Source organism: Cupriavidus sp. 05N39, assembly GCF_056397325.1.
Window position 1 is genome coordinate 54,467 of record NZ_JBFTNE010000034.1, and the last position, 13,163, is coordinate 67,629.

A 13,163-nucleotide genomic window follows, 5' to 3' on the forward strand; every position below is an offset into this window, starting at 1 on the left:
CTTCACATTGAATAGATACCAATTTTGATATCGATATATATGAAAGCACGATTATGCAGGTATCAATAGGGGCTGTACAGTCGACGCGTCCCAGATGGCCAGGATGTCCCTGACGGCCCCAACAACCAATCAGCCGAGCGTCAAATGCGTATTCGAATTACCCACCTCAGCGTCCACGACATTCGCTTCCCGACGTCCAGAACCCTTGACGGCTCCGATGCCATGAATGCGGCTCCGGACTATTCGGCAACCTATGTGGTGCTGCACACCGATGCCCCGCAAGGGACGGAAGGCCATGGGCTGACCTTCACCATCGGCCGTGGCAACGAGATCTGCGTGCTCGCCGTGCAATCCCTGGCCCCGCTGGTGGTTGGCCTGACCCTCGAGGAAATCACCTCGGACATGGGCGCCTTCTGGCGGCGGTTTGCCACCAGCGACAGCCAGCTGCGCTGGCTGGGGCCGGAAAAAGGCGTGATTCACCTTGCCACCGCGGCCATCGTCAACGCCGTCTGGGATCTGTGGGCAAAGTCAGCCGGCAAGCCGGTATGGAAGCTGCTGGCGGATATGACGCCTGAAGAACTGGTCCGCTGCCTGGATTTCAGCTACGTGACGGATGCGCTGACGCCGGAGGAAGCGATCGCGCTGCTCCGCCGCCAGGCCCCGGGCAAAGCACGGCGAGAGGCGCAGATGCTTGAGCAAGGCTACCCGGGCTACACCACCGCCGCGGGCTGGCTGGGCTACTCGGAGGAGAAGATGCGCCAGCTGGCGCGCGATGCCGTCGCGGCGGGATGGACGCACTTCAAGCAGAAGGTCGGCGCCGATCTGGAGGAGGATATGCGCCGCGCCACGATCCTGCGTGAGGAGATCGGCTGGGAGCGGACGCTGATGATGGACGCCAACCAGGTCTGGAGCGTGGATCAGTCGGTCGACGCCATGCGCCGCCTCGCGGCCTTCGATCCCTGGTGGATCGAAGAGCCGACCAGCCCGGACGATATTCTCGGGCACGCCGAAATCCGCAAGCGCATTGCACCCATCGGCGTGGCCACCGGCGAGCATTGCCACAATCGCGTGATATTCAAGCAGATGTTCCAGGCGCAGGCGCTGGATTTTTGCCAGCTTGACGCCGCGCGCCTCGGCGGCCTCAACGAGGTTCTGATCGTCGTGTTGCTGGCGGCGAAGTTCGGCATCCCGGTCTGCCCGCATGGCGGCGGCGTCGGTTTGTGCGAGTACGTGCAGAACATCTCGCTGTTCGACTACATCGCGGTATCCGGTTCGCTGCAAAACCGCGTGCTCGAATACGTCGACCATCTGCACGAGCATTTCGTCGAGCCGGTAGTGATTCGCAACGGCCGCTATATGCCGCCCCAGCGCCCGGGCTACAGCATCGAGATGCATGCCGGCACGCTGGAGCGCTACCGCTTTCCGGACGGACCGGTCTGGGCCGGCCTCGGCCCGGCCTGAGCCGCGGCGGCACTGGCGTGCCAGCACAAGCAGAACATCAATAAAACACCAATATCAGGAGACCCCATGCTAACTGCCGACGCTGTCGCGGCGCGCGTTGAGCCCTTGGCCGACGACGCACAGCGCCTGAACAAACTACTCATTCGCAAGCTGATGCCTTTGCTTGTGATTGTCTACGTGATCAGTTTCCTCGATCGCACCAATATCGCCCTGGCCAAGGCCAGCATGGGGATCGACGTGGGGTTGTCGGCGGCCTCCTATGGCCTGGGCGCCGGACTGTTCTTCCTGACCTACGCGCTGTTCGAAGTCCCGAGCAACCTGATCATGCACAAGGTGGGCGCCAGGTTCTGGATCACCCGCATCATGATCACCTGGGGCCTGCTTTCCGCAGGCATGGCATTCGTGCAGGGCGAGACCAGCTTCTACATCATGCGGCTGTTGCTCGGCGTTGCCGAGGCGGGCCTGTTCCCAGGCGTGATGCTCTACCTGACGTACTGGTTTGACCGCGAGCAGCGGGCCCGGGCTACCGGCTACTTCCTGCTGGGCGTCTGCGTCGCCAACATCCTGAGCGGCCCGCTGGGCGGCGCGCTGCTCCAGATGGACGGCCTGATGGGCCTGCATGGCTGGCAGTGGCTGTTCATCATCGAAGGGCTGCCGACCCTGGCGCTCGCCTATGTTGTCTGGAAGACCCTGCCGGATGGTCCGGGCAGCGCACCCTGGCTGACCGTGGAAGAACGCCAGCGGCTGCAGGCGCGGTTGGACGCGGAGCAGGGCTCTGGCGCATCCCAGCACCGCTTCACGGAGATGCTGCGCGATCCGCAGATCTGGCTGACCATTGCCGTGTACTTTTGCCACCAGATCACCATTTACACGGTCATCTTCTTCCTGCCGGGCATCATCGCGACCTACGCCAGCCTGTCACCGCTGGAGATCGGCGCGCTCAACTCCGTGCCCTGGGTGGCGGCTGCCCTCGGCGCCGCGATTCTGCCCCGCCTGGCGACAACGCCGCAGCGTTGCCGGCGGATGCTGTTCATCGGGCTCCTGACGATGTCCGCCGGCCTGGTGGTGGCCGCGATGTCCAATTCGTTTATCGGCCTGATCGGCTTCTCGCTGACGGCGTCCATGCTGTTTGTGGTGCAATCTGTTCTCTTTATCTTCCCTTCCAGCCGCCTGAGCGGCACGGCGCTGGCAGGGGGCCTGGCGTTCGTCACCACGTGCGGCCTGTTCGGCGGCTTCTTCGGCCCTTCGATGATGGGCCTGATCGAGCAAGCCACCGGCAGCACCCACAACGGACTGTTGCTGATCGCCGGCCTGCTTGTGCTTGCCGCGCTGATCAGTACCCGGCTGCGGCAGGGACACGAACAAGCCTGATCCGGTACGCATTGGAGACTACATCGCATATGGAGCCACTGACCTCTCTCGATTTGTCGGATGCACTGCCCGACGACGGCTGCGCCGGCATACTGGTGGGACGCGCCTGGGTGCCCGGGCGGATCTCCGGCCCATCGGTCGTCGCGATTCGCGACGACGGTGTCTACGATCTGTCGGAGCTGGCCTGCACCATCAGCGGGCTGCTCGAACTGGATGCGCCCGCCGAGCGGGTCCGGCGCGCGCCCGGCCGGCGGCTCGGCAGCCTTGCGGAGATCCTTCGCAATACCGGCCGCCCCGCGCGGGATGCGAGCCAGCCCCATCTGCTGGCGCCGTGCGACCTCCAGGTCATCAAGGCAGCGGGTGTCACGTTCGCGGCAAGCATGCTGGAGCGGGTCATCGAGGAGCAGGCGGGCGGGGATGCGTCGCGCGCCGATGCCGTGCGCCAGGAGGTGAAGGCCCTGATCGGCGACAACCTCGCGGCCGTACGCCCCGGCTCGGCGCAAGCCGATGCGCTGAAGCAACTGCTCATCAAGCAGGGGCTCTGGTCGCAGTATCTCGAGGTGGGCATCGGCCCCTATGCCGAGATCTTCACCAAGGCCCCCGTGCTGGCCGCGGTGGGCACCGGTGCCGATATCGGCATCCATCCGGAGTCCACCTGGAACAACCCCGAGCCCGAGGTCGTGCTCGCGGTCAACAGCGCCGGCACGGTGCAGGGTGCCGCGTTGGGGAACGACGTCAACCTGCGCGACTTCGAGGGCCGCAGCGCCTTGCTGCTGAGCAAGGCCAAGGACAACAACGCCTCTTGCGCCATCGGCCCCTTCCTGCGCCTGTTCGACGCTACCTTCTCGATGGACGATGTGCGTGCGGAAGAGATCCAGTTGCGCGTGGAGGGCGGTGACGGTTTCGTGCTCCGCGGCGCCAACTCGATGAGCAAGATCAGCCGGGACCCGCTCGACCTGGTGGCGCAGGCCGCCTCCCGCTGCCATCAGTATCCGGACGGCTTCATGCTGTACCTCGGCACCCTGTTCGCGCCGACCGAGGACCGCGATGCGCCCGGCTGCGGATTCACGCACAAGCTGGGCGACGTGGTCACCATTCGCAGCCCCAGGCTCGGCACGCTGCGCAACCGCGTCAACCTGGCGGACCGGGCAGAGCCCTGGACCTTCGGCATTCGCGCGCTGGTGAGCAATCTCGCCGCGCGAGGCTTGCTGTCGAATCCGCTGTAAGCGACATCCTTCGTATCACCGTCTCAAGAGCAAGAGGAACCACCATGCAGTCACCCGCCGCGAGGGAATGGCTTTCACCCACCATCAAACTGAGTCCGGCGGACGACGTGGTGATCGCACGCCAGCAGCTGATTCCCGGGACGCTCCTGAGAGACGAGGGCGTGACCGTCGCCGGCATGATCCCGCCAGGGCACAAGATCGCGCTGCGCCGCATCGAGAGCGGCCAGCCGGTGCGCCGCTATGGCCAGATCATCGGCATCGCGTCGCAGCGGATCGAGCCGGGACAACATGTGCACACGCACAACCTGGGCATGGTCGAGTTTGCCCGCGACTATCGCTTTGGCGACGCCGCCCCCGTGCCGGCCGCGAGCGCGGGCCCGGCCACCTTCCTCGGCATCCGAAGGGCCGACGGGCGCATTGCCACGCGCAACTACATCGGCATCCTGACTTCGGTCAATTGCTCGGCGACCGTGGCACGGGCCATCGCCGACCACTTCCGCCGGGATATCCACCCCGAAGCCCTGTCGGACTACCCGATGGTGGACGGCGTGGTGGCGCTCACGCATGGCGGCGGCTGCGCCATCGATTCGCAGGGCGAGGGCCTGGCGATCCTGCGGCGCACCTTGGCCGGCTACGCCAGGCACGTGAATTTCGCGGCGGTGCTGTTTGTCGGGCTCGGCTGCGAGACCAACCAGATCGGCGACCTGCTCGCCGCCGAAGGACTGGCCGGCAAGCCCGGCCTGCGCACGGCGGTGATCCAGGAAGCGGGCGGAACGGCACGCACCGTCGCGCTCGGCGTCGAACAGGTCAGGGCCATGCTGGCCGAGGCCAATCGCGTGGCGCGGGAGCCCGTCAGCGCCGCGCACCTGGTGGTCGGCTTGCAATGCGGCGGCTCCGACGGCTACTCCGGCATCACCGCCAACCCCGCGCTTGGCAATGCCGTGGACCGCCTCGTCGGCCAGGGCGGCACGGCCATCCTGTCGGAAACCCCGGAGATCTACGGCGCCGAGCACCTGCTCACCCAGCGGGCCGTGTCGCGCGCGGTGGGCGAGAAGCTGCTCGCGCGCATCCGCTGGTGGGAAGCCTATTGCGCCAGGCTCGATGCGAACCTCAACAACAATCCCTCGGCCGGCAACAAGGCAGGCGGGCTGACGACCATCCTGGAGAAGTCACTCGGTGCGGTCGCCAAGGGCGGCAATAGCCCGCTCATGGATGTGCTGGAGTACGCGCAGACCGTCCGGAGCAAGGGGCTTGTCTTCATGGATACGCCGGGCTACGACCCGGTATCGGCAACCGGCCAGGTTGCCGGCGGCGCGAACCTGATCTGCTTCACCACGGGGCGGGGCTCGGCCTATGGGTGCGCGCCCACGCCATCGCTGAAGCTCGCCACCAACAGCGCCGTCTGGCGCAAGCAGCAGGACGATCTCGACCTGAACTGCGGGACGATCGCGGATGGCGAGGAGACCGTTGACGAGGTCGGCGAACGCATTCTCGCCTTGATACTGCGGGTGGCTTCCGGCGAGCGCACCAGGAGCGAGATCCATGGCTACGGGCAGAATGAGTTCGTGCCCTGGCAGATCGGGGCGGTGACCTGAAGCCCGGCTGGTTCCAGTGTCTCCCGCGCCCGCTGCCCGGATCCGCCGGGCTACCTGCCGCGCCTGCCCCGGACGGCGCGCGCCGCCATCGCCTCATGCACCGCCTCGCGCACGCACCCGGCCAGCAGTTCCGACGCCGGCGTGCGTGACATGCGAGCCGAGCGGGCAATCACCAGGGGCTGCCGGATGGTCTCCTCGCGGATCGGCCTTTCCACCACGCCGGCTGTCTGCGCGGCCGACGGCGCCTGGGTGATCAGCAGGCACACGCCAAGCCCGTTCGCAACCATGCTCCGCGCGAGTTCCAGCGAGGTGGCGCGATAGCGCACTTCCGGCTGCAAGCCATACTGCCAGAACGGCGCCATCAGGAAATCGCGGCTGTGCGGCAGGTCGATCAGGATCAGCGGTTCGCCGGCCAGCTCCCGCAGCGAGATCGCCCCTCTTCCCCTGGCCAGTTTCGAGCCGGCCGGGACCAGTCCGTAGGGATGCAGTTCGGCGATGCGTTCGCGCTCGATCTCGCTGGGCAGCCCCACGTCGTAGGTCAGCGCGAATTCGATATGGCCGCCGTGCAGCCAGTCTTCGATCTGCGCCAGGTCGCCCTCGACGAAACGCACCGAGAGCCTGGGAAAGCGCTCGCGCGCGATCCGCAGCAGCACCGGCAGGTACACCGGCGCCAGCGTGCTGAACACGCCGATGTGCACTTCACCCGAGGCGGCATCGCCGCTCTGGTCCGCCTCGAACGCAGCCGCCGCGGCGAGGATCTGTCGCGCCTCGGCCAGCTTGCGCACGCCGAAGCGGGTCAGCGTCATCCTCGACCCCGCGTCACGCGCAAACAGCGCTTCTCCGAACAGCGCCTCCAGTTCGCGGATGGCAACGGAGATCGACGGCTGCGACACGTTCAGCGAGCGTGCCGCCGCCGTGGTGCTCCCGGCTTCCGCCGCCTCCGCGAAGTAGCGCAACAGGCGCAAGGAGAGTCTCATCAGGAAATCGTATAGGTACTAGTTGATATCAATATTTTACTTGATAGCTCCGGCTGCCCAGAATCCTGTCATCGGCGCGCAAGCCACGCCGCATCGCCCCCTCTGGCGGCGATCGCGCTGGCGAAGCCGCCCTGGCTATCTGGAGGAGTGTGAAGTGAACCATCCTGACCTGCCGCTTGCCGGCATCCGCGTGATCGACTTTTCGCGCGTGCTTGCCGGGCCTTACTGTACGGCCCTGCTCGGCGATCTCGGTGCCGAGGTGATCAAGATCGAGCCGCCGGGCGGCGACGACTACCGCGCGGTCGGCCCTTTCGTCGACGGCGAGAGCGGGCTGTTCGCCGCCATGAACCGCAACAAGCAGAGCATCGTCATCGACCTGAAGGCTGAGTCGGGCCTGGAGCTCGCGCGCTCGCTCTGCGCGCGGGCCGACGTGGTGGTGGAGAATTTCCGCCCCGGGGTAGCCGACAAGCTGGGCATCGGCTATCAATCCCTTCGCGCGCAGAATCCTTCGCTTGTCTACGCCAGCGTATCGGGTTTCGGGCAGACCGGACCCGAATCGCACCGGCCTGCTTACGACATCATCCTGCAGGCGATGTGCGGCCTGATGGACGCCACCGGCTCGCCGGACGGCACGCCGACGCTGCTTGGCGAAGCCGTATCGGATGTGGTGAGCGGCCTCTTCGCGTCGTGGGGCGTGCTGGCGGCACTGCTCTCGCGGGAGAAGACCGGCAAGGGCACGCACGTGGATGTGTCGATGTTCGATGCCACCCTGAGCCTGAGCGCCACGCTGGTCGCCCGCTACGCCGCGACCGGCCTGGCCCCGCGCCGCGTGGGCAACCGCCACCCTTCTTCCGCGCCGTTCGGCGCGTATCGCGCCGCAGACGGTTTCTACGTGGTGGCGGTGCTGAACAACAAGCTGTTCCAGACGCTTGCCGGCACGATCGGCCAGCCGGAGCTGGCGGCCGATCCGCGTTTCGCCGACGACCACTCGCGCTGCAACGCGGAGGGCGCCCTGCGGGCATGCATCGAGGGATGGTCCGCCATGCGCACGGTGGAGGAAGTGAACCAGTTGCTCAGCGCCGCGGGCATTCCGGTCGCCCCCATCCGCAATGTGAAGCAGGCAATGGAGAGCGACCACGCCGCTTATCGCGGCTTGCTCACCGAGGTTGCCGACGCGCGCGGCGGCAAGGTCCGCCTGCCGTCGCAGCCCGTGAAATTCTCCGGCTACGGCGCCAATCGCGTGACCGGCGCGCCCGCGCTGGGGGAGCACACGGACGTCATCCTGGAAACGCTCGGCATCGCTGGCGACGCTTTGCCGGCAGTGCGTGCCAGCGGCGCGCTGGGACCGCAGCCGCTCCGTCCCGCCCCGCACCATCGCCCGGCGGCTGGCGCCACACCGGAAGATACCAACATGGAGAATCAACATGCATAAACGATTGGGCGTGCAGCCGGGCGACCTCGAGATCGCCGACGCCATCGGGCGGTTCGCCCAGAGCGAACTCGCGCCGAAGGCCGCCGAGGTCGACCGCGATGAAATCCCGGCCACGCGCTATGTGCCGCTGCTCGCCGAACTCGGCGTGATGGGCATGAACCTGCCGGAGCGCTGGGGCGGCACCGACACATCGCCCGTCGCGCTGATCCTGTCTCTGGTCGAGATCGCCAAGGCCTGCGCTTCCACCTCGTCGATGATCGGGGCCCACTATCTCGCGACCGACTCCATCCTGATCGGCGGCGACGACAGCCTGCGCGAGCGCTACCTGCCGGACGCGGCGGCCGGCATCAAGCTCGGCGCATTTGCGCTGACCGAGCCGCGCGCCGGCTCGAATCCCGCGGACATGGCGACACGCGCCATCCCGGAGGGCGAAGGCTACCGCCTGCGCGGGGTGAAGCACTTCATCTCCAACGCCAACGCGGCGGACTTCATCGTGGTCTACGCGAAGACCGATCCCGAGGCCGGGACCCGCGGCATCAGCGCCTTCGTCGTCGACCGGAAGACGCCGGGCGTGGAAGTCGCCCCGGCGGAGAAGCTGATGGGCATCCGCGGCGCCCCCGCGCACGAAGTGGCGCTCGATTGCTTCGTCCCCGCCGCGAACCGGCTCGGCGCCGAGGGCAGCGGCTTCCGCACCGCCATGAAGGTGCTGGACAACAGCCGCCTGGATGTGGCCGCAACCAGCCTTGGCATTGCAGAAGCCGCGCTCGAAGCCGCGATCGAATGGGCGAAACAGCGCCACGTGGGCGGCGAGCCGCTTTCGCACAAGCAGGGCCTGCAATGGATGTTCGCGGACATGAAGACACGGGTGGAAGCCGCCTGGCTGCTGACCCTGCAGGCCGCGGTCAGGCGCGGGGCCGGCGAGCCCTTTACCGACCACGCCTCGATGGCCAAGCTCTATGCGTCGGAAACGGTGGCCTTCGTGACGGATGCCGCGTTGCAGATCCATGGCGGCTACGGATTCACGCGCGAGATGCCGCTGGAGCGCCTGGTGCGCGACGCGCGCATCCTGCGGATCTACGAGGGTTCCTCGGAAATCCAGCGCACCGTGATTGCGCGGTCCGCGCTGCGCTGAGCGATCGCCGGCGGGCAGCGCACGATCTCGAGCGGTGGCGGTTTGCCTTTATCCATCCTGATGGTCGGGCTGTCGACGGTGCTGGCGCTCTCCGATGGCGCCGGTTCAGACGTCGACGATCACCAGCGTCCCATGGCTGCCGGGCAGCACGGCATGCGCGATGCCAGCCAGGGCGAGATACATCTCTCCGGGCCGGACCACGACGGTTTCGCCCTCCGTCTGCAAAATGAGCTGTCCGCTCACGACAAACAGGCCTTCGTTGTAGTCGTGCGTCTCGGCTTCATACGCCTGCTCATCCATCCTGAGGATTTTGATGCGGGCGGTCCCGACCTGCCCCACGACGGAGGACTTCCAGGCGGCTGGCAGACCGGAGGCAAGGGCGTCAAACCGAATCAGCGGCACAAGCGTGTCTCCAGGTGCGGGGGGTTAGCCGCGCTTGGGAATATCCAGCCCCCTGACCACGGCCGGACGCGCAAGGAAGGCATCGAGCGCGCGCGTGACGTGGGGAAAATCCTTGATGCCGACCAGTTCGCCGGCTTCGTAGAAGCCGATCAGGTTGCGCACCCAGGGGAAGGTGGCGATATCGGCGATGGTATAGGTATCGCCCATGATCCAGGTCCGGTCCGCGAGGCGGCCATCCAGCACGGCAAGCAGGCGCTTCGCCTCCGCGACATAGCGGTCGCGCGGGCGCTTGTCCTCGTACTCCTTGCCCGCGAACTTGTTGAAGAACCCAACCTGCCCGAACATCGGGCCGATGCCGCCCATCTGGAACATGAGCCACTGGATGGTCTCGTAGCGGCCGGCGGCGTCCTGCGGGATGAACTGGCCGCTCTTGTCGGCCAGGTAGATCAGGATGGCGCCGGACTCGAACAGGGCAAGGGGCTTGTCGCCAGGGCCGTTGGGATCCAGGATGGYGGGAATCTTGTTGTTCGGGCTGATCGACAGGAATTCCGGCGTGTACTGGTCATTGGCGTCGAAGCGCACCAGGTGCGGCTCGTAGGGCAGCCCGGTCTCCTCCAGCATGATCGAGATCTTGACGCCGTTCGGCGTGGGCAGCGAATAGAGCTGGATCCGCTCGGGACGCAGGGCCGGCCATTTGTTGGTGACGAGGAATGCGGAAAGATTGGTCATGGAAATCCGTTCTGGCCGGGTTGGGCCGGGTGGGCTGGTTTGGCTGATGCGGTGAGGAGGATCGATTGGCTCAAGCCGTGACGGCTCGATGCCGATGGTCATCATCGCGGGGTAGGGCGGGAGATCGCCGGCGCGACGCCTGTCCGGGCAGGCGCAGGGTCACTTCGGCTTGTCGCCGTTGTCCGGCGAGGTGATGCCGGCGGCCACGAGGCAATCGCGCAGGTGCTTGATTTCCTGCTTGGCGCACACATTGCCGTGATGCGGGTGGTGCAGGTAAAACTCATACTCGTTGAGCACAACCCGGAAGCGCGCGCCCTGGATCGGCTCCACGCTCGCCCCCAGTTGCTGCAGCAGGGACTCGACTTCGCGCCAATGAATATTGTTGCTCAGCGGGTGGCTGAAGATGGACTGCAGGAGGCTGCGTGATTTGTGGCTCATGGCGCGGGTCAGGCATCGTCGGCGGCAATAGCCGTAGCATACAAGAGAGGGTGCGTTGCTGCTTGCATGTGCGTTGCGCAAGGTTTGCGCGCGGCGCCATTCAATCCTTGCCCATCGCCAGGTAGGCGCGCGGCGTGGTGCCCGTGTAGCGCCGGAACAAGGCGATGAAGCTGCTGACGCTCGTGTAGCCCAGCCCGAGCGCCACGGCGGTGACGCTTTCACCGGCAACCAGCCGCTGCATGGCCGCGAGCATGCGCAATTGCTGGCGCCATTGCGCCAGGCTCCAGCCGGTGTCGGCCTGGAAGTGGCGCGTCAGCGTGCGCCGGGCCATGCCGATGCGCGCCGCCCAGCCATCCAGCCCGGTGTTGTCGTCGGGGTTTGCCAGCAAGGCGGTGGCCATGCGCAGCAGGCGCGGCTCCTGCGGCATGGGCAGGAACAGGGTTTGCGCCGGCTGGCGGGTGAAGTCATCGGCAAACACCGCGAGGTAATGCTCGCGCACCGGCCCGGCTGGCGGGCCGGCCTGCACCAGCGTGTCGAGCAAGGCCGCCAGAAGCGGCGACAACCGCACCACCTTGAGCGCCGCAGGCATCGCGGCACGGCTCCAGGCCTCGTCGAAGTACAGGCTCATGCCGGTCATTGCCCCCTGAATGCTCGCGCCGTGCGATTCGTACGGCGGCACCCAGCCGATACAGCCGGTTGGCATCAGCCAGCGGCCGCCGCCGGCTTCGATCACGACCACGCCGGATTTCACCGTAAACAACTGCCCCTGCGCATGCTGATGCGGCACTTGCTCGCGCGAGGCGCCGTGCGCGAGCGGGCGGATTTCTCGTAGCGGCATCGGTTTGGCCCGTTTCGAACATAAGTTGGCATTCTATCGTTAGTTGGCAGTGCGGCAAGTGCCTAGACTGGCTGCACCAACCACCCCAGGAGCGATCCATYGTGAATGCCAACGTAAAAACGCCAACCCTCTCCGAACGCCTTGGCCAGCCGGTGCCCGACGTGCTCGACATGCTGACCGCCCTGCTCGCGGGGCAGGGCCGGTGGCTGCGTACCGGGCAACCGCTGAGCGCGCCGGCTGATTTCGACGCGTTGCGCGTGGCGTTCGATCACCACAGCGGCACCGTGGGTTCGGTGCTGAAAAAGACTCTCCTGGAGCGCTGGCCAGAGATCCCGTTTTCCGACAAGGAGCTGGAGAGCGGCGAGCAACAGGCGCCGGAATTTGCCGACGCCTACTGGGTTTGCGATCCCATCGACGGGGCCTTGCACTACCTGAGCGGCATGCCGGGCTGGACCATCGCACTGTGCCTGGTGGTGCGGGGCGATCCGGTCCTCTCGCTGGTGCACGATCCGGCCACTGGCCGCACTTATCGCGCGGTGGCAGGGCAGGGCGCCGATTGCGATGGCCAGCCGTTGCGGGCCAATGCGCGCTCGGCGCTGACGACGGCGCTGATTGCCACGGCGCATCCGAACTGGCCGGGGCAGGTGCGCAGCGATACCGCGGATTTCCTTGACCGTTTTGGCCGGATGTTGCCGCAGGTGTTCGGCCAGCGTGTGTACGGGCCTACGTCCTTGTTGCTGGCACTGGTGGCGCGCGGCGCGCTCGATGGCTACTGGGAGTGCGGGCAGGACTATTACGACTGGTTGCCCGGTGTCCTGCTGGTGAAGGAGGCGGGCGGCTCGGTGACGGCGCTCGATGGCAATCCACTGACCTGGGGTTGCCAGGGGATTGTGGCGGCCGGGGCGGCCATGCATGGCGTGCTGAACGCGGTGCTGTCGGGAGAGGGCGCATGAGGCCGGATGCGTTGCTGCCCGATGGGGTGGATGTGGTGGAGGTGAATGGCGTGACTGTGCGCAAAGGTAGCGTGGGGGCGTTTTTGATTAGCTGGCGGGTGATGAATGATCCGGGGGAGGATGCGGGTCGGCTGGCGGCGGCGCGGGAGGATTTGGTGGGGTTGTTGCCGGGGTTGAGGGCGATGGGGGTGTTTGATGCTTTTGCTGCGCGGGATCCTGGGTTGGCGGCGTTGATTGATGGGGTTGGTTAACGGTTGGCTAACTGTGGCTGCTTAACTTCAATTGCTTAACTTCAACTTCAAAGGCTTAAAGTCAAAGGCGGTTTCACCCCCCTGCGGGGGGCGACCTACTTTCTTGTCTTGCCAAGAAAGTAGGCAAAGAAGGCGCGCCGGATGGGTCGACCCCCTCCTCGTCGGCAGGCAAAAAGAGCGGCCGGGGGCCAAACTCACATCGCCTTAAGGTGTATTAGCTGGGACTCGATCTGACAGATAGTCGGGCTGTTGAATCGAGAAGCGCGACTCAATGCGGGATCAGTTTCTCCTTGGCGAGTTCCAGCGAGTCGAGGAAGGTGCGCATGGGCGTTTTGCCGTAACACCATCGCCCCTGATG

General features: G+C 66.2%; 13 protein-coding genes. 8 read left to right on the top strand and 5 right to left on the bottom strand.

Features of this window, described 5'->3' with window-relative positions; all coding sequences use genetic code 11:
• The first annotated feature begins 144 nt into the window (after window positions 1-144).
• The 4 genes from AC1DN0_RS17895 (at window position 145) to AC1DN0_RS17910 (ending at window position 5,653) form a co-directional block, all read left to right on the top strand.
• Window positions 145-1,461, top strand: a complete 1,317-nt coding sequence (locus AC1DN0_RS17895) for an L-fuconate dehydratase (protein ID WP_441626226.1) — start codon at window positions 145-147, stop codon at window positions 1,459-1,461.
• A 66-nt stretch (window positions 1,462-1,527) separates the two neighbouring features.
• Window positions 1,528-2,832 carry an MFS transporter gene (locus tag AC1DN0_RS17900; protein WP_441626228.1) on the top strand — a complete coding sequence of 435 codons (1,305 nt, stop codon included), beginning with the start codon at window positions 1,528-1,530 and terminating at the stop codon, window positions 2,830-2,832.
• Window positions 2,833-2,861: 29 nt separating this feature from the next.
• Window positions 2,862-4,058, top strand: a complete 1,197-nt coding sequence (locus tag AC1DN0_RS17905; RefSeq protein WP_441626230.1) for a fumarylacetoacetate hydrolase family protein — start codon at window positions 2,862-2,864, stop codon at window positions 4,056-4,058.
• 44 nt (window positions 4,059-4,102) lie between these two features.
• Window positions 4,103-5,653: a UxaA family hydrolase gene (locus AC1DN0_RS17910; protein ID WP_441626232.1), complete on the top strand. Its 1,551-nt coding sequence runs from the start codon at window positions 4,103-4,105 to the stop codon at window positions 5,651-5,653.
• Between the two features lie 50 nt (window positions 5,654-5,703).
• Here AC1DN0_RS17910 and AC1DN0_RS17915 read toward each other — a convergent pair whose 3' ends face one another.
• Window positions 5,704-6,630 (bottom strand): LysR family transcriptional regulator, encoded by a 927-nt coding sequence (locus AC1DN0_RS17915; RefSeq protein WP_441626234.1) that lies wholly within the window; start codon window positions 6,628-6,630, stop codon window positions 5,704-5,706.
• 154 nt (window positions 6,631-6,784) lie between these two features.
• On the opposite strand from AC1DN0_RS17915, the gene AC1DN0_RS17920 reads away from it, so the two are divergent.
• Both AC1DN0_RS17920 and AC1DN0_RS17925 read left to right on the top strand, forming a co-directional pair.
• Complete coding sequence (locus AC1DN0_RS17920) at window positions 6,785-8,062, top strand: CaiB/BaiF CoA transferase family protein (protein WP_441626236.1); 1,278 nt, start codon at window positions 6,785-6,787, stop codon at window positions 8,060-8,062.
• Window positions 8,055-9,194, top strand: a complete 1,140-nt coding sequence (locus tag AC1DN0_RS17925; RefSeq protein WP_441626238.1) for an acyl-CoA dehydrogenase family protein — start codon at window positions 8,055-8,057, stop codon at window positions 9,192-9,194. Before AC1DN0_RS17920 ends, AC1DN0_RS17925 begins: the two co-directional genes overlap by 8 nt.
• Before the next feature lie 105 nt (window positions 9,195-9,299).
• On the opposite strand, the gene AC1DN0_RS17930 is transcribed toward AC1DN0_RS17925, so the two are convergent.
• From AC1DN0_RS17930 to AC1DN0_RS17945, 4 genes are all read right to left on the bottom strand, one after another.
• Complete coding sequence (locus AC1DN0_RS17930) at window positions 9,300-9,596, bottom strand: cupin domain-containing protein (protein WP_276291498.1); 297 nt, start codon at window positions 9,594-9,596, stop codon at window positions 9,300-9,302.
• A gap of 24 nt (window positions 9,597-9,620) precedes the next feature.
• Window positions 9,621-10,325 carry a glutathione binding-like protein gene (locus AC1DN0_RS17935; RefSeq protein WP_477145881.1) on the bottom strand — a complete coding sequence of 235 codons (705 nt, stop codon included), beginning with the start codon at window positions 10,323-10,325 and terminating at the stop codon, window positions 9,621-9,623.
• A 159-nt stretch (window positions 10,326-10,484) separates the two neighbouring features.
• Window positions 10,485-10,763, bottom strand: a complete 279-nt coding sequence (locus AC1DN0_RS17940) for a hypothetical protein (protein WP_035875236.1) — start codon at window positions 10,761-10,763, stop codon at window positions 10,485-10,487.
• 100 nt (window positions 10,764-10,863) lie between these two features.
• On the bottom strand, window positions 10,864-11,601 hold the full coding sequence (locus AC1DN0_RS17945; RefSeq protein WP_441626242.1) for a helix-turn-helix domain-containing protein: 738 nt from the start codon (window positions 11,599-11,601) through the stop codon (window positions 10,864-10,866).
• A 101-nt stretch (window positions 11,602-11,702) separates the two neighbouring features.
• Here AC1DN0_RS17945 and AC1DN0_RS17950 point away from each other — a divergent pair, with 101 nt between their 5' ends.
• Together AC1DN0_RS17950 and AC1DN0_RS17955 are read left to right on the top strand one after the other, a co-directional pair.
• The gene (locus tag AC1DN0_RS17950) at window positions 11,703-12,554 is read left to right on the top strand and encodes an inositol monophosphatase family protein (protein ID WP_441626244.1); all 852 of its coding nucleotides are present in this window, start codon (window positions 11,703-11,705) and stop codon (window positions 12,552-12,554) included.
• Entirely contained in the window at window positions 12,551-12,805 is a 255-nt protein-coding gene (locus AC1DN0_RS17955; RefSeq protein ID WP_477111415.1) for a hypothetical protein, read from the top strand. The genes AC1DN0_RS17950 and AC1DN0_RS17955 overlap by 4 nt, the downstream gene beginning before the upstream one ends.
• Window positions 12,806-13,163: the final 358 nt, after the last annotated feature.

Excerpts from the sequence above, each read along its gene's own strand:
- AC1DN0_RS17900 (WP_441626228.1), top strand. The coding sequence starts at position 1,528 with ATGCTAACTGCCGACGCTGTCGCGGCGCGCGTTGAGCCCTTGGCCGAC.
- AC1DN0_RS17915 (WP_441626234.1), bottom strand. The coding sequence starts at position 6,630 with ATGAGACTCTCCTTGCGCCTGTTGCGCTACTTCGCGGAGGCGGCGGAA.
- AC1DN0_RS17940 (WP_035875236.1), bottom strand. The coding sequence starts at position 10,763 with ATGAGCCACAAATCACGCAGCCTCCTGCAGTCCATCTTCAGCCACCCG.
- AC1DN0_RS17955 (WP_477111415.1), top strand. The coding sequence starts at position 12,551 with ATGAGGCCGGATGCGTTGCTGCCCGATGGGGTGGATGTGGTGGAGGTG.
- AC1DN0_RS17895 (WP_441626226.1), top strand. The coding sequence starts at position 145 with ATGCGTATTCGAATTACCCACCTCAGCGTCCACGACATTCGCTTCCCG.
- AC1DN0_RS17945 (WP_441626242.1), bottom strand. The coding sequence starts at position 11,601 with ATGCCGCTACGAGAAATCCGCCCGCTCGCGCACGGCGCCTCGCGCGAG.
- AC1DN0_RS17925 (WP_441626238.1), top strand. The coding sequence starts at position 8,055 with ATGCATAAACGATTGGGCGTGCAGCCGGGCGACCTCGAGATCGCCGAC.
- AC1DN0_RS17905 (WP_441626230.1), top strand. The coding sequence starts at position 2,862 with ATGGAGCCACTGACCTCTCTCGATTTGTCGGATGCACTGCCCGACGAC.
- AC1DN0_RS17910 (WP_441626232.1), top strand. The coding sequence starts at position 4,103 with ATGCAGTCACCCGCCGCGAGGGAATGGCTTTCACCCACCATCAAACTG.